The following is a 19,498-nucleotide window of genomic DNA, read 5'->3' as shown; positions in this document are numbered from 1 at the left end:
TAGCCCCCGGCGAGTGTAGTCGGCGGCCGTGTCCGGTGATCATCGGGGTTACCGTGCCCGCGCCGGGTCGAGCGGGGCCTGCTGGAGGGGGAGCACGGACATCGGCCTCGGCTCGTCCCCCGCAGGCCCGTCGACCGTGGCGGCACCCTCGACGGCCGCCCGTGCGGCACCCGTGACGGCCGCCACGGGAGCCGCGGCCGGCGCCTCGTACTCGCTCAGCCCGAACGGCCAGCGCTCGCAGGCGTACGGCAGCCGCAGGGAGCCGCGCGCCGACCACAGCCCGGTGCCCGCGAGCCAGCCCTCGGGAGCGGTGAGCCACGTCACCGTCCGTTCGCCCGGCCGCCAGACCACGGGCGCGGCCCCGTCCGGCCCCTCGGCGCGCAGCGCCACCGCCGCCCCCTCCGGCATCAGTATCTGACCGGACTGCGCGGCGAACGGCGTGAGGACCGTGTCGGCCATCCGCAGCGCCTCCGGGAAGCGCACCGGACGCCGGCTGCCCAGCACGCCCCAGCCGAGCCGGTCGGTGCCGGGTGCGTCGCTGCGCAGCATGAGCAGCCCGCTGTCGGGCTCGGCGAGCAGGACCCGGTCGTTGCTGTCCTCGGCAATCTGCAGCAGCGGGGTCACCTCGCCCTGCCGCAGATCGACGGCGACGGCCTTGGTGCGGCCGCCGTCCGGGCCGACGCGGTCGAGGGCGAGCATCCGGCCGGCACGGTCCAGCCAGACGCCGCCGGTGCAGCGGCCCCGCACGGTGGCGAGCAGCTGCGGCCCGCCGCTGTGGTTGCCGCCGCCGCTGCCGCAGACCAGCCACACCTGGGTGGCGCCTTCGGTGGGGGCGAGCGCGAAGGCCGCTCCGGCGACCGGCGGCAGCAGCCGTACTTCCTCGCCCTCCAGGGACTTGAGGGAACCGAGCGGCAGTTCGCCGGTGCCAGGCCCCGTCGGGTAGAGCAGCGCGAGGTCGAAGCGGTCGGCGACGCGGCGGCGGATGAGCACCCGCCCGTCGGGCAGCGGCAGCACTTCGGTGCCGGGTTCCTCCGGCTGGTTGCCGGGCAGCGGGACGGTGTACGGCTCGGGGCCGGCCAGCGTCCAGCGCTCGGGGTACCAGCCCCCTTCACCCGACTCGGTGAGGCAGGCCGCGTACGAGCCGTCGGACGCGATCGTGAACCCCGCCCGCAACACCGTGGCCTTTTCGATGGCACAAGCCGTCATGTGTTGGTTCACCTCCGGAGGACGACGCTAGTTTTCGCACTTCCGGACGATCAGCGCGAGTCGGTGCAGTTCACACGTAAGGGTGGCGGTTCTTCCGTTTGCCCAAGGATCGGACGCACGTTGTGATCCGTGACCGGAACCACATCTTCCGGACTTGGCGGGCGTCGCACAGCGGAGCAAGAGGAAAGGCTCGCCTTACCCGCGTCCGCGACGAGCCGGCAGCCCGTCCGGTACCTGACCGGTACCTGCCCGGCACGTGTCCGGTACTCGTCCGGTACCGGTCCCCTGGCCGCCCGCGATTCCGGTCGGCGCGGGGGAGGGCGGTAACCTTCCTCCCGTGCCCTCACTGTCCGACGTCATCGCCGCGCTCGAAACCCTCTGGCCCCCTCACCAGGCCGAGGAGTGGGATGCCGTGGGCCTGGTCTGCGGTGATCCCGACGCGGAGGTCACGCGGGTGCTGTTCGCCGTCGACCCCGTCCAGGAGGTCGCCGACGAGGCCGTCCGGATCGGCGCCGACCTGCTGGTCACCCACCATCCGCTGTACCTGCGCGGTACGACGACGGTCGCGGCCACCGGCTTCAAGGGCCGGGTCGTGCACACGCTGATCAAGAACGATGTGGCCCTGCACGTCGCGCACACCAACGCCGACCGCGCCGACCCCGGAGTCTCCGACGCCCTCGCCGGTGCCGTCGGGCTGCGGATCACCGGGCCCCTCGTACCGGACGCGACCGATCCGTCCGGCCGCCGCGGCCTCGGCCGGATCGGCGAGCTGGACATCCCGCTCACACTGGCCGAATTCGCCGCCCGGGCCGCCCGCGGTCTGCCGCGCACCGCGGCCGGGCTGCGCGTGGCCGGGGACCCGGAGCAGCTGGTCCGTACCGTCGCGGTCTGCGGCGGCTCGGGCGACGGCCTCTTCGGCGACGTCCGCGCGGCGGGCGTCGACGTCTACCTCACCGCGGACCTCCGCCACCACCCGGCCTCCGAGGCCCAGCAGCAGGGACTTCTCTCGGACGGTAGGCCCGCGCTGGTCGATGCCGCACACTGGGCAACCGAGTGGCCGTGGTGCGAGCAGGCCGCGGGCCAGCTCGACGAGATCTCGGACCGGCACGGCTGGGCCCTGCGGACGTATGTGTCGCACCAGGTCACCGACCCGTGGACGGCCCACGCCCCGGCCCCGGAAGCTCTGTCCAGCACCTCTTCCACCCGCTCTTCCCGCCAGTCGCCCGAAGCCATCCTTCCAACGAGCGCCTCGCGCCCGCAGTCTCACCCAGGAGCCCCCCGCTGAACGCCGCCCCCGCCGACCAGATCCGCCTCCTCGAAGTCCAGGCGCTCGACTCGCGTATCCAGCAGCTGGACCACAAGCGGCACCACCTTCCCGAGCACGCCGAGCTCGACCGTCTGAACGCCGACCTCACCCAGCTGCGCGACCTGCTCGTCGCCGCGCAGACCGAGGAGAGCGACACCGCCCGCGAGCAGACCAAGTCCGAGCAGGACGTGGACCAGGTGCGCCAGCGCGCCGCCCGCGACCAGCAGCGGCTCGACTCCGGCGCGGCGGCCTCCCCGAAGGACCTGGAGAACCTGCAGCGCGAGATCGTCTCGCTCGCCAAGCGGCAGAGCGACCTCGAGGACGTCGTCCTGGAGGTCATGGAGCGCCGCGAGACCATGCAGGAGCGGGTCAAGGAGCTCTCCCTCCGGCTGGAGTCCGTGCAGGCCAAGGCCGTTGAGGCCGAGACCCGCAGGTCCGCCGCGCTCAAGGAGCTCGACGCCGAGGGCTCCAAGGCGGTCAAGGAGCGTGAGATCGTCGCCGGCGCCGTGCCGGCCGACCTCCTGAAGCTCTACGACAAGCTGCGCTCCCAGCAGGGTGGCGTCGGCGCCGCCCGGCTCTACCAGAAGCGCTGCGAGGGCTGCCGTCTGGAGCTCAACATCACCGAACTGGGCGAGGTGCGGGCGGCTCCCGCCGACACCGTCGTCCGCTGCGAGAACTGCATGCGCATCCTGGTCCGCACCGCGGACTCCGGCCTCTGATGGCTCGTGGTTTCGTCGTCGAGGCCGACGGCGGGTCCCGGGGCAACCCGGGCCCCGCGGGCTACGGCGCCGTGGTCCTCGACCCGGCCACCGGTGAGACGCTCGCCGAGGCCGCCGAGTACATCGGCCACGCCACGAACAACGTCGCCGAGTACCGGGGTCTGATCGCGGGGCTGCGGGCCGCCAAGGCCCTGGATCCCGAGGCCTCGGTCCGGGTCCGGATGGACTCCAAGCTCGTCGTCGAGCAGATGTCAGGGCGCTGGAAGATCAAGCACCCGGACATGCGCCCGCTCGCCGCCGAGGCCAAGTCCGTGCTGCCGGCCGGCCAGGTGACGTACGAGTGGATCCCGCGCGAGAAGAACAAGCACGCGGACCGGCTCGCGAACGAGGCGATGGACGCGGGCAGGAAGGGCCGGCAGTGGGAGCCCGGGGCGCCCATCGTGCGCAGCGAACTCGGGCTGGGCGGCGGCGTCGGGATCTCGGCCCAGGGGTCGGATCCGGGGTCGGCGCACGGGTCTGGTTCGGGTTCGGCCGGGGCTTCGGCTCAGGGGTCGGTTCAGGACGCGCTGCCGGAGACCGCTCCGACCGTGGGCTGGTTGGCCGCCGCCGATCTCGGGACGCCCACCACCTTCGTCCTGCTCCGGCACGGCGAGACCGCGCTCACGCCCGAGAAGCGGTTCTCGGGCAGCGGCGGCACCGACCCCGACCTGTCGGAGACGGGCCGCCGGCAGGCCCAGCAGGCCGCGATCTCGTTCGCGGCCCGGGGCACCGTGCAGGCGATCGTCAGCTCACCGCTGGCCCGCTGCCGGCAGACCGCGGAAGCCGTCGCGAGCCGCCTCGGCCTCGAGGTACGGATCGACGAGGGCCTGCGCGAGACCGACTTCGGGGTCTTCGAGGGGCTCACCTTCGGGGAGGTGCGGGAGCGGTATCCGGCCGAACTGGACGATTGGCTGGCATCGGCCAAGACCGCCCCGCCGGGCGGGGAGAGCTTCGCGGCGGTCGCCCGCCGCGTGTCGCTGTCCCGCGACAAGCTCCTCGCGCGCTACGCCGGGAAGACGGTGCTGCTCGTCACGCATGTCACCCCGGTCAAGACGCTGGTCCGGCTCGCGCTGGGCGCGCCGCCCGAGTCCCTGTTCCGCATGGAGCTCTCGGCGGCGTCCGTGTCGGAGGTGGCGTACTACGCCGACGGCAACGCCTCGCTGCGCCTGCTGAACGACACGTCGCACCTGAGGTAGTCCGCGGGGTCCGGTCCGGTGCGCAGCCGGTGCCATGAGTCCTACGTTGCCTGCCCTGCCTTGCCGCCGTCCGGCGCGTCCGGCCCTCCGGGGTTCAGCCGCGCAGGGCGGCGGCTTCGCGTGCGAGGGCCTCGACGCGACCCCAGTCCTTGGCGCGGAGCGCCTCGGCGGGCAGCATCCAGGTGCCGCCGACGCAGCCGACGTTGGGGAGCGCCAGATAGCGCGGCGCGGCGGCCGCGTCGATTCCGCCGGTGGGGCAGAACCGCGCGAGCGGCAGCGGTGAGGCGAGCGACGTCAGATACGCGGTGCCGCCGGCGGCCTCGGCCGGGAAGAACTTCATCTCCGTTATGCCGCGTTCCAGCAGCGCGACCACTTCCGACGTCGTCGAGACGCCGGGCAGGAACGGCAGCCCCGAGGCACGCATCGCCTCCAGCAGCCGGTCGGTCCACCCCGGGCTGACCAGGAAGCGGGCCCCGGCGGCGACCGCGGCGCCGACGTGCTCGGGCGCCAGCACCGTCCCCGCGCCCACGACCGCGTCCGGGACCTCGCGCGCGATGGCGGCGATGGCGTCCAGCGCGGCGGCCGTCCGCAGGGTGACCTCGATCGCGGGCAGCCCGCCCGCGACGAGGGCGCGGGCCAGCGGCACGGCGTCGGCGGCGTCCTCCAGGACGACGACGGGGACGACGGGGGCGAGGTCGAGGACGGAAGTCATGCCCGTCATCCTGCCTGCGGCCCGGCATCCTGCGCAACGAGCGTTGCACAGGATGCAATAGAAGTGCCCCGTGCCGGGGTTCCGCCGCGGGCTCAGTGGATCTCGGTCACCAGCACGTCGAGCTTCCCCGGTGCCTGCTCCTCGATCACGAAGCCCAGGTCCCGCAGCGTCGCGGCGAGCTTCGCCGGCGTCTTCGGCTTCGCGCCCGACTCCAGGAGGGCGCGCACCAGCCGGCCCTTCGTGGCCTTGTTGAAGTGGCTCACCACGGACCGCTTCTCGACGCCGTCGACGACCGTCACCTGCAGCACCCGCACGGTGGCCGTGCGCGCCGCCGGCTCGCTGCGCGGCTTCGGCTTCCACGCGTTCGCGTACGCCGAGGAGCGCAGATCCAGCACCAGGCCGTCGCCGGCCGCCTCCGGAACGACGCCGGCCATCGGCTCCCGCCAGTACGCGCCGAGCGCGCCCAGCGCGGGCAGCTTCACCCCCATCGAGCAGCGGTACGACGGGATCCGGTCGGTGATCCGCACCGCGCCCCACAGCCCGGAGAACACCAGGAGGGAGTCCTTCGCACGCTTGCGGGCGGCAGGGCTGAGCGTCGCGAGCCCCAGTGCGTCGTAGAGCACACCGGTGTACAGCTCCCCGGCCGGCAGTGTCGGCGCGGTGAGCAGTCCCGCGTCCTTGGCGACCTCGCCGCGCAGCCCCGGGCTCAGCCCGAGCACCTCGGCCGCCTTCTCCTCATCGCCCGAGCACAGCTCCACCAGCTCCGCCAGCACCGTCGACCGCGTTCCGGTCAGCCCGGGGAGCGAGAGCGACGCCAGGTCGACGGCGGGACCGGCACCCACGGTGGCCTTGCCCTCGGACGGCGGAAGCAGGACGAGCACAGCAGTTCTCCCTCGGACGGACCAACACGAACCGGGAGCAGCCTACGGCCCGTCATACGCTCACTTCATGCCCCGCCGCCACCTGCTCGTCCCGGCCGCCGACGGAACCCTGCTGCGCGACGCGCTGCGTGCGCTGCGCGTCCGGCTCGAGGTGCCGGAGGAGTTCCCGGCCGCCGTGCTCGCCGAGGCCCGGCAGGCAGCCGACCATCCCCGGATGCCGGAGCTGGACGCCACCGGCATCCCGCTCTTCACGATCGATCCGCCGACGTCCACGGATCTCGACCAGGCCATGCACCTGGCCCGTGGGACGGGGACCGGCACCGGGGCCCCGGCCGGGGGATACCGGGTGCACTACGCCATCGCCGATGTCGCGGCCTTCGTGACGCCCGGCGGCGCGCTCGACGCCGAGGCGCACCGCCGCGTCACGACCCTCTACTTCCCCGACGAGCGCGTCCCCCTCCACCCGCAGATCCTCAGCGAGGGCGCCGCCAGCCTGCTCCCCGGCCAGGACCGCCCCGCCCTGCTGTGGCGGATCGACCTCGACGCGACGGGCCAGGCCACCGCCACCGACGTCCGCCGGGCCCGGGTCCGCAGCCGCGCCAAGCTCGACTACGCGGGCGTCCAGCGCTCCATCGACGACGGCACCGCGGAGGAACCCGTCGCCCTCCTCAAGGAGATCGGGCTGCTCCGGGAGGGGCTCGAACGGGACCGCGGCGGCATCTCCCTCAACGTCCCCGAGCAGGAGATCGAGCAGCGTCCCGACGGCGACGGCTACGTACTCGAATACCGCGCCCCGCTGCCCGCCGACGGCTGGAACGCCCAGATCTCCCTGCTCACCGGCATGGCCGCCGCCGACCTCATGATCCGGGCCGGCACGGGCATCCTCCGTACGCTCCCCGCCGCCCCCCAGAGCGCCGCCGACCGGCTCGGACGCGTCGCCGAGGCCCTCCAGGTCGACTGGCCGGCCGGCACCCCGTACGCCGACGTCATCCGCTCCCTCGACCCCCGGCGCCCCCACCACGCCGCCTTCCTGCAGGAGTGCACCTCCCTGCTGCGCGGCGCCGGCTACACGGTCTTCGACGGCGCCGCCCCCGAGCACGCAGAACACGCCGCCGTCGCCGCCCCGTACACCCACTGCACGGCACCGCTGCGCCGCCTCGTCGACCGCTACGCCGGCGAACTCTGCCTCGCCGCCGTCGCGGGCGAGCAGCCTCCGGACTGGGTCCGCGCCGCCCTCCCCGGCCTCCCCAAGGAAATGGCCGAGGGCACGCAGCACGCCAACCGCGCCGAACGCGAATGCGTCGACCTGATCGAGGCCGCCCTCCTCAAGGACCGCATCGGCGAGGTCTTCGACGCCTTCGTCATCGACCTCGACGACCGCGCGCCCGGCACCGGCACCATCCACCTCGACGACCCCGCCGTCGTGGCCCGCATCCAGTCACCACCCTCCGCCCCCCGCCTCCCCCTCGGCCACCACCTGCGAGTCCGCCTCACCGAGGCCGACCCGGCCACGTCAACCGTCCTCTTCGCCCCGGCCCAGCTCTGCGGACACGTCGACTAGGATGGGCGGCACGGCGGACGAGCCGGCCGGGCGGTCGCGGCGGGATCCTTGTGATCCTTCCGAGGAACGTCCGGGCTCCACAGGGCAAGGTGGTGGGTAACGCCCACCCGGGGTGACCCGCGTGCCAGTGCCACAGAAAACAGACCGCCGGGAGCCGCAAGGCCCCCGGTAAGGGTGAAACGGTGGTGTAAGAGACCACCAGCGTCCAGGGTGACCTGGACGGCTAGGTAAACCACACCTGGAGCAAGGTCAAGAATGGGCCGCCGCAAGGCAGCTCTGCGCGGACGACTGAGGGCTGCCCGCCCGAGTCCGCGGGTAGACCGCACGAGGCCGGCGGCAACGCCGGTCCCAGATGGATGGCCGCCTCCCCATGGCCCGCAAGGACCACGGGAGACAGAACCCGGCGTACAGGCCGACTCGTCCGCCGCCTGTAAAACCGCAGGTCAGAGCATGTTTCTTCGACGCGGACATTTCGACGGGGTCGAATCGGGGCCGTTTGAGTGGGCCGCCAGGGTGCCGACCCGCCAGTCGAGGCGCGAAGATATTTGGACAAATCTGCTCAGATACGGCGCGATCATTGCCCGGTTCGGTCCGAGTCACGTACCGCCAGTACATCGCCATTTTGTCCTCGCCGGCTCGTAGGAGCATCCTTCACTGGACGGGACTTGCAGGGGATCGATGCCGACCCACCCTCGCCCTCTGGATAGAGCCGCCCGCCAGTTGATCGAGAGGCGTGGGCCAGGGCCGACGCGGCATAGGCCTGGGCTTATCAGGGTGTGCCACCGGGCGCGGGTGGGTTGCTCTCCACTGTGCCACTGACGCGGCTCTGTCATTAGCGGGAGGCCTGCCACAAGTCAGGCGTTGACGTACAGGCTGGAATCGTCCAGGCGCTGGGCCCGCAGCGTGTGCTGCGGGCCCAGCGGACGATGCGACTGGTGGGTCAGGAGGTGCTGTACAGGTTGCCCGCTTGCTCGGTGGTGAAGGCGTAGGGGTAGATGCGGGCGTCGCTGATGGTGGCGTTGGCGGGGTTGTAGAGGGTGGCGCTGCTGGTGAGTTGGATGGCGCCGACGCTGAGGTGGCCGGGTGCGTGCCAGGGGGTGGGGTTGGTGGCTGCCCCGGCGTAGTGGCCGTTGACGTAGAGCGTTGAGCTGTGGGTGGTGGCGTCGTAGACGCCGGTGAGGTGGGTCCAGGTGCCGGTGGTGGCGGCGCCTGCGGGGGCGTCGGCGGCGGGTGCGGTGTTGGCCATGGTGTCGCCGGTGGGGGTCATGAAGGTCCAGGTTTTGGTATCGGGGCGGTAGCCGAGGTCGAAGGCTTGGCGGGTGGTGCCGCCCTGGGCGACGAAGTACTGGTCGCCGGTGAGAGTGTTGAGTTTGACCCAGACCGAGATGGTGTAGCTTCCCGCTGTCTCGACGGCGGCGACCTTGGAGACCAGGGCTGAGGTGCCGGTGAAGGCGGCTGCGCCGGGGGTGGTGCCGGCGTGGTTGGCGGCCCAGGTGACGGTGCCGACGGGTGCGGCGTTGTTGCCGCCGGAGGCGTCGTTGGGGGTGCCGTTCAGGAGCCATTGGTTGCTGCGGCCGGTGAAGTACGCGATGGCGGTCTTGGCGGTGCCGTCCGGAGTGACGCCGTCCCAGGTGACGATCTTTCCGTTGCCGGATGAGGCCCACAGGTCTGGGATGTTGTCGCCGTTGAGATCGCCGTCCGAGCCGACTAGCGGGAACGCGGCGGTGGTGATGCCACCGCCGATCGCGGTGGCGGGGGAAGCAGTGACGCCCGTGACCGTGGTGTACGCGGTGCCATTGTCGTCGGTCGCGGCGGCGGTGGTCAGGGCGTACTGGAGGATGTCGCCTGCGGTGTGGCCGCCTGCGGTGGTGCGGACCCGGGCCCACAAGGCGGGTTTGCCAGTTGCGAGGGCGTCGCCAGGGATCATGAGGTCGTAATTGTCCCATCCGCCCTTGGCCACCAGCGTCGGAGCACCGAAGGGGGAACGTTTGCCATTGGCGTCGTAGGCACCTGCGCTGGTCTTGGGGTAGAACCAGAGACTTCCGGCTTCGACGGCGAGGACACCGGTGGCGTCGGTGGTCTTCAGATCGGGAGTGAGGGTGGTGCCTGCCGCACCGATCGGGGTGATCTGGTTGGTGTAGGCCCAAGTGGCGCCAGGCGCCCAGGTGGAGCCGACAGTCAGACCGGGACATTCAGTCGCGGTACCAACGCAGTCCGGACGAGGCAGTTGCGCCTTGGCGGTACCGAACGCCCCGTAATTCTGCGTGTCATTGGAGTAGTAGAACAGCTGCCCGCTGCCGGTCTTTGTGGGGTCGGAGTCCGGCTTGGTGGGGTCGGCGTCCTGGTGGACGAAGAGGTCGTCGACCGGAGTGCCGGCGGTCTGAGTGCCGCGGTGGGTGATGCGGAAGTTCTTCCAGCTGGTGCCGTCGGGTGCCTGGGCGGCGGTGGCGGCTTGGATGGCGGGGGTGGAGTTGAAGTTCAGGGCCTGGCTGTAGTTGAGCAGAGCGCCGGTGGTGGGGTCGGCGGCGAGGACGTCGGGGTGGCCGTCATTGGTGACGTCGCCGTAGGCCAACGGAGTGGGCGACCAGGGCATGTAGAAGGGGTACGCCGTGATCAGGGAGGTGTTTCCGGCGTTGTCCTCGGCTTGGAGGTAGGCGATGTTGGTGCCCCAGTGCGTGGGGTGCACCGGGACGGAAATCTTCGGGAGGGCGCTGCCGCACTGCCAGGCGGCGTCGGAGAGCGTGGAGTCCAGGCTCCAGCGCATGCAGGCCAGTGCGGAATTGACGCCTTCGGCCGGGGTGGGATCGGTGGCGGTGAAGGGGATCTGTCCCGAGTCGCCGACGTGCAGTGTGGTGGTCTGCCCGTTGCCGGAGGGCGGGAACTGGTGGGCGAGGTCGGTCACCGGGTTGAACGTGATGGTGGGTGGTTGCAGGTCGGCACGGAAGCGGCAGCCGCCTGCGGTGGTGGAGGGTAGGAGGCCATCGCTGGCGGAGACGTTCCAGCCGTAAGCGTGGCCGTCTTTGAGGGCGGTGGTGGGGACGGTGTAGGTGACGGTCTGCCCGGATGCGCTGTCGCCGCTGCTGCCTTGAGCGGTGAGGGGGTCGCCGGCGACGGAGTCGTCCCAAAGGCTGAAGTAGCCGTGCATGGCAAGGCCGACGGGGCTGGTGACGGTCGCGGTCAGTTTCAGGCCTTGGGCGCCGGGGTTGCTGATGAAGGCGTGGGTGGTGGGTTCGGCGGCGAGCTGGCAGTTCTCCTGCGAGGCCGGGGCGAGGTATTGCGGGACCGGACTGCTCTTCAGGTTGGAGGGCGGGTTGGGGGCTTTGTCGTACTGGATGTACAGGGTGGGGTTGTGGGTCAGGTGTTTGAAGCCGTTCGCGTTGGATTCGTCGCCATGGAGGCCGAAGGCGAGGGCGCCGTTGTTGACGTATTTCTGCACGTGGGCAGTGATCACGTAGCCGAAAGGCACGTCGCCGGCGCAGCCGGAGTTGCCGGTTCCGCCGACTTGGTCGGTCAGGCCGAAGGGGGTGTCACCGCTGTTGTGGTTCGCCCAGGTGTAGTCAGCGATGGGGCCGGTGGCGTAGAGGGACACAGGGTAGGTGTCGGTGCAGGACCACGAGGCGCTTGAGGTCTGGGTGAATGTCAGCGTGGCGTAGTGGATTGTGGAGTTGGCGATGGCACCGAGGTTGTTGAACTGGTAGTAGGGGCGCTCGGTGTCGTGAGGACTGCAGCTGCCGCCGCCTGAGTACGTGCCGCAGAGGCCCAGGGCGGGAGAGCTTCCCGTGTTGTGGGTTCCGGTGTGGGCGGATTGGATCCAGGTCCATTCGGGGTTGGTGCCGCCGAATGTGAACCATTCCGGGTCGATGTAGACCGGGTAGTGAGTACCGGGTCCACCCAGCACGCCGGGTACCGGGGTGATGGTGACGGTGTCGCCGTCGGCGGTGGTGGGCATCGTGGCGGTCTGCGCGCCCGGTCCGGGGCCGTCCGCGGTACTTGCCTCCGCCGGGGTGTCGCTGTCGGTGTTCTGCGGGGCGGCGGCCGTGGTGGTCTTTGCGCTGGTGGGGGTACTCGTGATGGTGCTGGAGTCCCACATCTGCGGTGCGGAGGCGGTGAACTCCTTGGCGCCGCTGGCGGTATCCCTGGCGGTGAGGTTTCCTGCGCTGTCGGCGGTGACGCTGATCCCGGTGCCGGTGGTGGCCAGGTCCAGGGTCTTGAGTGCGGGATTGGCCGCGGCGGTGGCGGTCTTGACGATGACGATGTGCTTGACGCTGCCCCGTGCGTTGACGGTCACCTTCAGGTCCACGTCCGGCAGGATGTTGGCGTACAGCGCGCTGTCGCCCGAGACGGTGGGGGCGGGCAGGGTGAACGGCACGCTGAGCGAGAGCGTTTTGCCAGCGTTATTGGTCAGGGTGGCCAGCGGGCCGCTGCCGCCATGCGACAGGCGTATGGGGGTTATGGCGGCTTTGGGGGACAGGGTGCCGTCGGCGTTGGTGTGCAGAGTGGCGTCCACCGGCGACCAAGCGCCGGCGACCTTGGCCCGTGCGGGTTGCACGCTGGTGCTGGTGGAGTAGGTGCCGTCCGGGTTGACGGACGTCTGCTCGAACTCGCTGGTCAGCGCGTCGATGACGACCGGCTGGCCGGTCGCTGCGGCCTTCGCCTGCGCGGCGGCCGCGGCCACCGTGTCGGGCGGGACGATTGCGGCGTGTTGGGCCTCGGCCGGGTCGGTGGGGGTGTCGGCGTGGGCAGCGGGGGCGAGGGAGAGCAGGCCGGCCGAGAGAGCGAGCGCGAGTACAGCGGCCCCAGTGCGGCGGGGTCTGCCGCGGCGCCGGGGGATGGGAGGGCCAGGAGGGACAGAAGGCATGAAGATCCCCGTTCCGGGTCGTACCGGTGGCGCAATGACCGTGCGCACGATGGGCCACGCTCGTCACAACGGTCAAGGCCGTCCCCAACTGGAGCCGAACACTCCTCCAGCGATGTCCCGGTCTGATGCCCCTGTGACATGGGTCACTGGGTAAACGGTGGGTCAAGTGCCCGTCACTTGCGTCACAGAAGGCCCTACGGTCCGTGTCATTCGCGCGCAACTCTGTGCGAACGGGCAAGACCCGAGGGGGAGTTGTGCAGGGTTCGAGCACCGGTGCGCGCATCAGATGGAAGCTGAGCGGCAGGCACGCGCTGCTGGGTTCAGCCAGCGTTCTGGCGGTCTTCGCCGCCCTCCTGACGCCGCTGTCAGCCGAGGCCATCGCGGCGGCGCAGGCGCCCGATCCGGATCAGATCTGGTCTCCGCCCAACACCCCGCTCCCGCAGACCCCCTCAGTTCCCGGGCATCCCGCACCTGCCCCGGCGAAGCTTCCCTCCACCGCCCCTGCCACCGGGGCACCCCGCACCGCGGCGCCCGTGCCATTCGGCGGCAAGGCCACCGTCACCCTCCCGAACGCCTCCACCACCAAGGCCACGTCAGCAACGGTCCGCGCCGGGCAACTCCCCGTCTGGATAGCTTCATCCGGCACTACGCGACAGAGCGCCAACGCCGCGGAGGCATCGGTTCGCGTCTCGGTGGCCGACCAGAAGGCGATCACGGGAGCGGGTCTTCCCGGCCTGGCGGTCACGCTCGCCCGCACCGACACCGCCCCCACGGGGCGGGTTCAGGTCGGCATCGACATCAGCTCCCTGGACGTCAACTGGGGCGGCGGCTTTGCACAGCGCGTCCGGCTGGTCGGTCTGCCGGCCTGTGCGCTGACCACTCCTACGGTGCCGGCGTGCCGCAAACAGACTCCGGTGCCCTCCCACTACGACCCGAGCACCCACCGCCTGGTCGCCGACGTTGCCCTGCCCGCCGCCGCACCCGGCCCGCGGAACCCGGCCTCGGCCACCGCACCGAAGGCGACCACTGCGCTCGATGCTGCCGCCGCACAGCAGATCGTGCTTGCACCCATGGGTGATCCGGCCGGCTCGGCCGGCACCTACGCGGCGACCGACCTCGCCCCCAGCGCGAAGTGGACGGCTGGCTCCTCGAGTGGTGGCTTCTCCTACTCCTACCCGATCCAGGTCCCCCCGGCGTTGGGTGGGGCCGCGCCGCAGGTGTCACTGTCCTACGACTCCTCGTCGGTCGACGGGCGGACCTCGTCGACGAACGCGCAAGCGTCCTGGATCGGCGACGGCTGGGACTACCACCCGGGCTTCATCGAGCGCTCCTACAAGTCCTGCGACAAGGACGGTCTGCAGCACTCGGGCGACGAGTGCTGGGGCGGCTACAACGCCACCCTGTCCCTGGGCGGGCACTCCAGCGAACTGGTGCGCGACGACGACAGCGGCGCCTGGCGGCTTAAGGACGACAACGGATCCAAGGTCGACTTCCTCACCGGAGCGAGCAACGACGATTCGCGCGGCGAGTACGTCCGCGTCACCACCACGGCCGGCACGGTCTACTACTTCGGACTGAACCACCTGCCCGGCGGCGACAAGAGCGACCCGGCCAGCCACTCCGCGTGGGCGGTGCCGGTGTACTCGCCCAACAGCGGCGACCCTTGCTATGACGCGGCCAAGAGCAAGGGCTCGTGGTGCCAGATGGCCTGGCGCTGGAACCTCGACTACTCCGTCGACGTCCACGGCAACCTCACCACCTACACCTACACCGCCGAGGGCGACAATTACGCGCGCGGCGGGGGGCAGAACAACGGTACCGGCACCCTCACTCCCTACACCCGCGGCGGCGCGCTGCGCTCCATCAACTACGGGCAGACCCTGGCCGGGCAGGTCGCTGCCAAGGGCACGGCCAAACCCGCCGCCACGATCTCCTTCAATCCGGCGCCCGAGGGCCGCTGCGACACCACCGGCGGCTTCACCTGCACAGGCGCCACCTTGTCGAAAACCAACGCCACGCACTGGCCGGACGTGCCCTACGACCAGCACTGCGACGCCAACCCCTGCACCAACTACGGCCCCAGCTTCTGGTCCAACCAGCGCCTGGCCTCCATCACCACCCAGGTGATGTCCAACGGCACGTCCAAGCCTGTCGACTCCTATGCGCTGACCCAGTCCTTCCCCGACCCGAACGACGGCACCAGCAAAGGCCTGTGGCTGCAGCAGATTCAGCGCACCGGATTGGACGGACCCAGCACCCCGCCGCTGCCACCTGTCATCTTCACCTGGACGATGAAACCCAATCGCGTCGACGGCATGGACCTGGTCCCCGCACCGCCCATCTTCAACCGGCCCCGGATCAAGAGCATCACCACCGAGACCGGCGAGAACATCGTCATCGACTACAGCCTGCCGGCTTGCTCCCGGGTGGACCATGTGATGCCCGCGTCCGCGGACGACAACAAGATGAAGTGCTACAACGTCAAGTGGTACCCGCCGGGCACCGTCTACGGGGCGACTCCCGCCTCGGACTGGTTCAACCGTTACACCGTCGATCAGATCACCGAGAACGACCTCGTCGCCCAGTCCCCTGCGAAAATCACCCACTACGGCTACGGTGATGCGGGCTGGCACCGCAATGACTCGGAAATGACCGAGAGCAGCGACCGCACCTGGGACCAGTTCCGCGGCTATGCGACCGTGACCACCACCACCGGCAGCGGGCAGGACGGCCCCATCACCCACTCCGTCACCAAGTACCTGCAGGGCATGGCCGGCGACGCCCTCGCCGCAGGCGGAACCAAAACCGCCACCGTCGACGACGCACTCGGCGAACACGTCACCGACTCCGACTGGTTGGCCGGCCAGACCCTGGAAACCGACAGCTACGACAAGGCCGGCGACGGAAACAAGATCACCGCCTACACCGTGCACCGGGCCACGGGCCCGTATCCCACTGCCACCCACAAGCGAGCCGGCTTGACCGGATTCAACCTGGTCGCACGGTATATCTCCACCAGCATGGTGGAGACGAAGAAGAGCTTGAAGGCCGACAACACCTGGCGCACTACAAGGTCCGCCACGACCACCGACCCCGAGAACGGGAACCATGCGCTGACGCTGCTCACGACGGCTGACGGATTGCCGGACCGATGCGTGCGCACCAGCTATGCCGCTGGTTCCACCGCACAGATGACGGATTTGGTCGACGAGACGTTGACGGTCTCTGGCAGCGGATCATGCACGGCTGTACCCGGGGCGGCAAACACCGTCGCAGACACCAGAACGCTTTACGACAGCAAGGCCTTCGGCCTTGCCGGAGCTCTCGGGGACGACACCTCCACACAAAGTTTGGACCACTACGACGCCTCCGGCCATCCGGTGTTCGTCACCGACAACGTTACCGGCTTTGATAGCTACGGCAGGGTCGTCGCCACCACAGATCCCAACATCACTGACGCCCAAAACCAGGCTGGAGCGGTGACACGCACGGTTTATGGCGTTGCGCAGACCGGTGAATTGCCGAACAGCGTTGCGGTCACCACGCCGGCCCCAGGAAGCCTGTCCGGCTGGACTACCACCACCACCCAGGACACAGCCCGCGGCTTGCCACTGGTCACAGTCGACGCGAACGGACAGAAGACCACCGAAACATACGATGCATTGGGGCGGTTGACACAGATGTGGCGACCAGGCTGGGCCACGGGCAACAAACCCAATCTGACGTTCTCCTACGCAGTCAACGGCTCAGCCGGTCCGTCGGCCACCACGACGAACACGCTCAAGGACGACGACACCACCTATACCCAGTCAGTGCAGATCCTCGACGGATTCGGCAGGGTCCGGCAGACCCAGACGTCGCCGGCTCTGTCGGGAATCCCGGGACGGCTCCTGGCAGACACCCTCTACGACTCCCACGGCCGGACACTCGCCACCCGTGCCCCGTACTACGACAAGAACACCTCTCCTACCGGCACCTTGTACCTGCCTGTTCCCGGCGATGTCCCCTCCGAGACCAGCACCGTCTTTGACGGCCAAGGCCGTCCCATCGCCTCAGTGCTCTCCGCTATGGGCGTGGAGCAGTGGCGCACGACCACCGACTACCCCGGCAGCGACGAGACCGACGTCACCCCGCCCAACGGCGGAACACCCATGACTACCATTACCGATGCACGCGACCAGACCAGTCAGGTGTGGCAGTACCGCACATCCACGGCCACGGGTCACCCCGAGGACGCCGACATCACGACCTACGCGTACACCACCGCGGGCAAGCCCGCGACCCGTACGGACGCCACGGGCAAGAACACTTGGACCTATGGCTACGACCTGCGCGGCCGTCAAGTCACCGCCACCGATCCGGACACCGGGACCACCACCCAGAGCTATGACGCCGATAGCCGCCTCGCCAGCGTGACGGACGCGCGTAAGCAGACCCTCGTTTACAGCTATGACTTGATCGGCCGCAAGACTGGCCTGTACACCGGCAGCATCACCCCAGCCAATCAACTTGCGGGCTGGAAGTACGACACCGCCTCAGGCGGGAAGGGCCAGCTAGCGGGATCCACGCGATACGTCGACGGCGTGGCCTACACCACGACGACGACTCTCGGATACGACGCCTCGTACCATCCGACGGGAGCCACGCTCACCATCCCCGGCAGTGAGATCGGGCAGACCACCCCCTTCACGTACACCACCCACCGGCATTACAACCCGAATACCGGCACGCTCAGCGCTACCGATCTCCCCGCCGTCGGCGGTTCATCGGCTGAGACACTCGCCAACACCTACGACGTCAACGGCCCGCTCATCTACACCGCCGGTCAGGTCACATACGACCTGCAGACCAATTACGACCCCTTCGGGCGGGCGATCCGTACCACCCTCAACCCGTGGGGCTCCCAGGTGGTGGCCACCACCAACTTTGATCAAGCCACCGGTCGCGTGATGTCGGAATTCGTCGACAAGCAGACGTCTACCAACGGCGCTGTCGACCAGCACAGCTACACCTACAACGCAGCTGGTCAGACCACCTCGGTCAGCGACATCGAGGACAACACACCCTCCCAGACCGACCTGCAGTGCTTTACGTACGACTATCTCGGTCGCCTCAGCACCGCCTGGACCGACACCGGCGGGACCACCACCCAGCCCCAGCCGTCCGTTCCTGGCATGGGCGGCTGCACCCACACCAGCCCGACGTCAACCGGAAGTGCCACCATTGGCGGCCCCGCGCCTTACTGGACGAGCTACGGCTACGACACCAGTGGCAACCGCACCAGCCTCACCCAGCACAACACAGCAGGAGACACCACTAAGGACATCAGCACGACACAGGGATTTGCCCCGGCCGGCCAGGTCAATCAGCCAACCACTGCGGTTGGCACCGGGGGCGGCACCGGTGGCCCCCATGCCCTGGGCTCCACGACCAGCACTGGCCCCAACAACCCCGGTGCCACGTCATACCAGTACGACGCCACGGGCAACACCACCAAGATCACCACGGCCAACGCTGCTACAACACTTGCTTGGACCGGTGAAGACAAACTTTCCACCGTCGTCAACAGTGCGGGTACCACTACGTATCTCTACGACGCCGATGGGAACCAGCTCATCCGCCGTAACCCAGGCGGCATTACCACTTTCAACCTGGGAAGTGACGAACTCACCTACACCACAGCTAGCAAGACGACGATCAATGCTCGGTACTACGTACAACCCAACGGCCTGACCATTGTTCGCCAGGGCAGCACCCGCACCATCCAGTGCACCGACCCGCATGGCACTGCCACACTTGCCCTGGACGCGACCACCCTCGCGGAGACACGCCGCCCGCTCGACCCCTTCGGCAACGCACGCGGTACGCAGCCCACCGCCTGGACCGGCGACAAGGGCTTCGTCGGAGGCACCCAAGACCCCATCACCGGCCTCACCAACCTCGGCGCCCGCGAATACCAACCCATGACCGGCCGTTTCCTCAACCCCGACCCCCTCCTCGACGCAGCTAACCCGCAACAATGGAACGGCTATGCCTACGCCAACAACACACCAATCAATGCTGCCGACCCCGATGGCAAGATGATTAAGGATGATGTCACTGGCCTCGGGTTCGGCAATCAAAAGGTAATGAAGGATTGGTATGAAAGCGAGGGATATACGGGCAAGGACGGGAAGGCCACTCAAAAATACAACACCCTCCTGGGGAACTATAACGACTCGTGGCGAACCTACTATCATTCGACCTACTACAAAGCCATCAGGTATCTCGGTATCGAGCGGAAGCTAAGGGATGCCCCGGCTCCGTGGAAAGATCGAAATGTTGTGACAGGAAAAGAAATGCCGTCATCCTGTGATGACTCTTGTCGCGAGATCGTCAAAGCATGCGACGAAGAATGCATGGGTCTCCAGTTGGAACTTTACATCGCCTCGTTTCCGCCATCCGAGGGCGGAGGATCTAGCGGCGGCCCCATGGGATGGCTGAAGAAGCATGTTTACATCCAGGCGAGCTTTTGCCTGGTGGTGATATGTGCGAGTGCTACATTCCAGGATGGCTACGCTATGGTCGGTGGTGGCTTGAATCTGCCGCATCTGAGCCCCGAGAGCGCGGCCAAAGATTCAGGAATGACAGCAGGTAAAATGTTCAGGCAGGGCGTAGGCATGGTCAAGGAGCGAGGATTTGGTATTTCGCTGAGTGCGGGATTGAACTCCGCGACGCCAACCAACCAGAACAACTCATCGATGGGGGGTTGTATTGCTGATCTGTATGGCGGATGCATTGGCGGGTCACCGGCGCAAAGTGGCGGAAACTTCTACGCGGGTGTCGCGCTGGGTTATGGTGTAACATTCAATGTTGGGAATACTCGAACCTTTGACCTTATTGGCAATAGGTGATCTCAAAAGGGACTGCGATGCTGCAATACGCGGGTAGGGCAATTAAGGCCGCCGATGTAGGGATTTCCGATGTCTGGTTTACTGGCGGAGTCCTGGCATTTGGCATTGTTGCCTGGGTCTTCAATGC

Annotated in this window: 9 protein-coding genes and 1 other RNA gene; 6 read left to right on the top strand and 4 right to left on the bottom strand. The window is 68.9% G+C overall.

What is annotated here, in order from left to right; genetic code table 11:
* Positions 1-48: 48 nt before the first annotated feature.
* On the bottom strand, positions 49-1,206 hold the full coding sequence (locus O3W51_RS31970) for a hypothetical protein (protein WP_164296735.1): 1,158 nt from the start codon (positions 1,204-1,206) through the stop codon (positions 49-51).
* A gap of 337 nt (positions 1,207-1,543) precedes the next feature.
* On the opposite strand from O3W51_RS31970, the gene O3W51_RS31965 reads away from it, so the two are divergent.
* From O3W51_RS31965 to O3W51_RS31955, 3 genes are read left to right on the top strand one after another with little or no spacing between them, the layout of a single operon-like run.
* Positions 1,544-2,491 (top strand): Nif3-like dinuclear metal center hexameric protein, encoded by a 948-nt coding sequence (locus tag O3W51_RS31965; RefSeq protein WP_138357846.1) that lies wholly within the window; start codon positions 1,544-1,546, stop codon positions 2,489-2,491.
* Positions 2,488-3,231, top strand: coding sequence for a zinc ribbon domain-containing protein (locus O3W51_RS31960; protein ID WP_138357857.1), 744 nt, complete (start codon positions 2,488-2,490; stop codon positions 3,229-3,231). Before O3W51_RS31965 ends, O3W51_RS31960 begins: the two co-directional genes overlap by 4 nt.
* Positions 3,231-4,466: a bifunctional RNase H/acid phosphatase gene (locus tag O3W51_RS31955; RefSeq protein ID WP_269287938.1), complete on the top strand. Its 1,236-nt coding sequence runs from the start codon at positions 3,231-3,233 to the stop codon at positions 4,464-4,466. The genes O3W51_RS31960 and O3W51_RS31955 overlap by 1 nt, the downstream gene beginning before the upstream one ends.
* Before the next feature lie 94 nt (positions 4,467-4,560).
* On the opposite strand, the gene eda is transcribed toward O3W51_RS31955, so the two are convergent.
* Positions 4,561-5,178 (bottom strand): bifunctional 4-hydroxy-2-oxoglutarate aldolase/2-dehydro-3-deoxy-phosphogluconate aldolase, encoded by a 618-nt coding sequence (eda, locus tag O3W51_RS31950; RefSeq protein WP_138357844.1) that lies wholly within the window; start codon positions 5,176-5,178, stop codon positions 4,561-4,563.
* Positions 5,179-5,270: 92 nt separating this feature from the next.
* Positions 5,271-6,059, bottom strand: a complete 789-nt coding sequence (gene yaaA, locus O3W51_RS31945; RefSeq protein WP_138357843.1) for a peroxide stress protein YaaA — start codon at positions 6,057-6,059, stop codon at positions 5,271-5,273.
* 67 nt (positions 6,060-6,126) lie between these two features.
* Between yaaA and O3W51_RS31940 the strand changes: the two genes are divergently transcribed.
* A complete protein-coding gene (locus tag O3W51_RS31940; protein WP_269287936.1) occupies positions 6,127-7,620 on the top strand; it encodes an RNB domain-containing ribonuclease in 1,494 nt (497 codons plus the stop codon).
* Between the two features lie 18 nt (positions 7,621-7,638).
* Positions 7,639-8,044: RNase P RNA component class A (gene rnpB, locus O3W51_RS31935), an RNA gene on the top strand.
* Between the two features lie 516 nt (positions 8,045-8,560).
* On the opposite strand, the gene O3W51_RS31930 is transcribed toward rnpB, so the two are convergent.
* Positions 8,561-12,478, bottom strand: coding sequence for a LamG domain-containing protein (locus tag O3W51_RS31930; protein WP_198357966.1), 3,918 nt, complete (start codon positions 12,476-12,478; stop codon positions 8,561-8,563).
* A gap of 254 nt (positions 12,479-12,732) precedes the next feature.
* Between O3W51_RS31930 and O3W51_RS31925 the strand changes: the two genes are divergently transcribed.
* The gene (locus O3W51_RS31925; RefSeq protein WP_198357967.1) at positions 12,733-19,371 is read left to right on the top strand and encodes an RHS repeat domain-containing protein; all 6,639 of its coding nucleotides are present in this window, start codon (positions 12,733-12,735) and stop codon (positions 19,369-19,371) included.
* The last annotated feature ends 127 nt before the right edge of the window (positions 19,372-19,498 follow it).

It is taken from the genome of Streptomyces sp. H39-C1, from assembly GCF_027158125.1.
Taxonomy (GTDB): Bacteria; Actinomycetota; Actinomycetes; order Streptomycetales; family Streptomycetaceae; genus Actinacidiphila; species Actinacidiphila fildesensis.
Note: the sequence above shows the minus strand (reverse complement) of the source record. Positions and strands in the feature narration are given on the sequence as shown.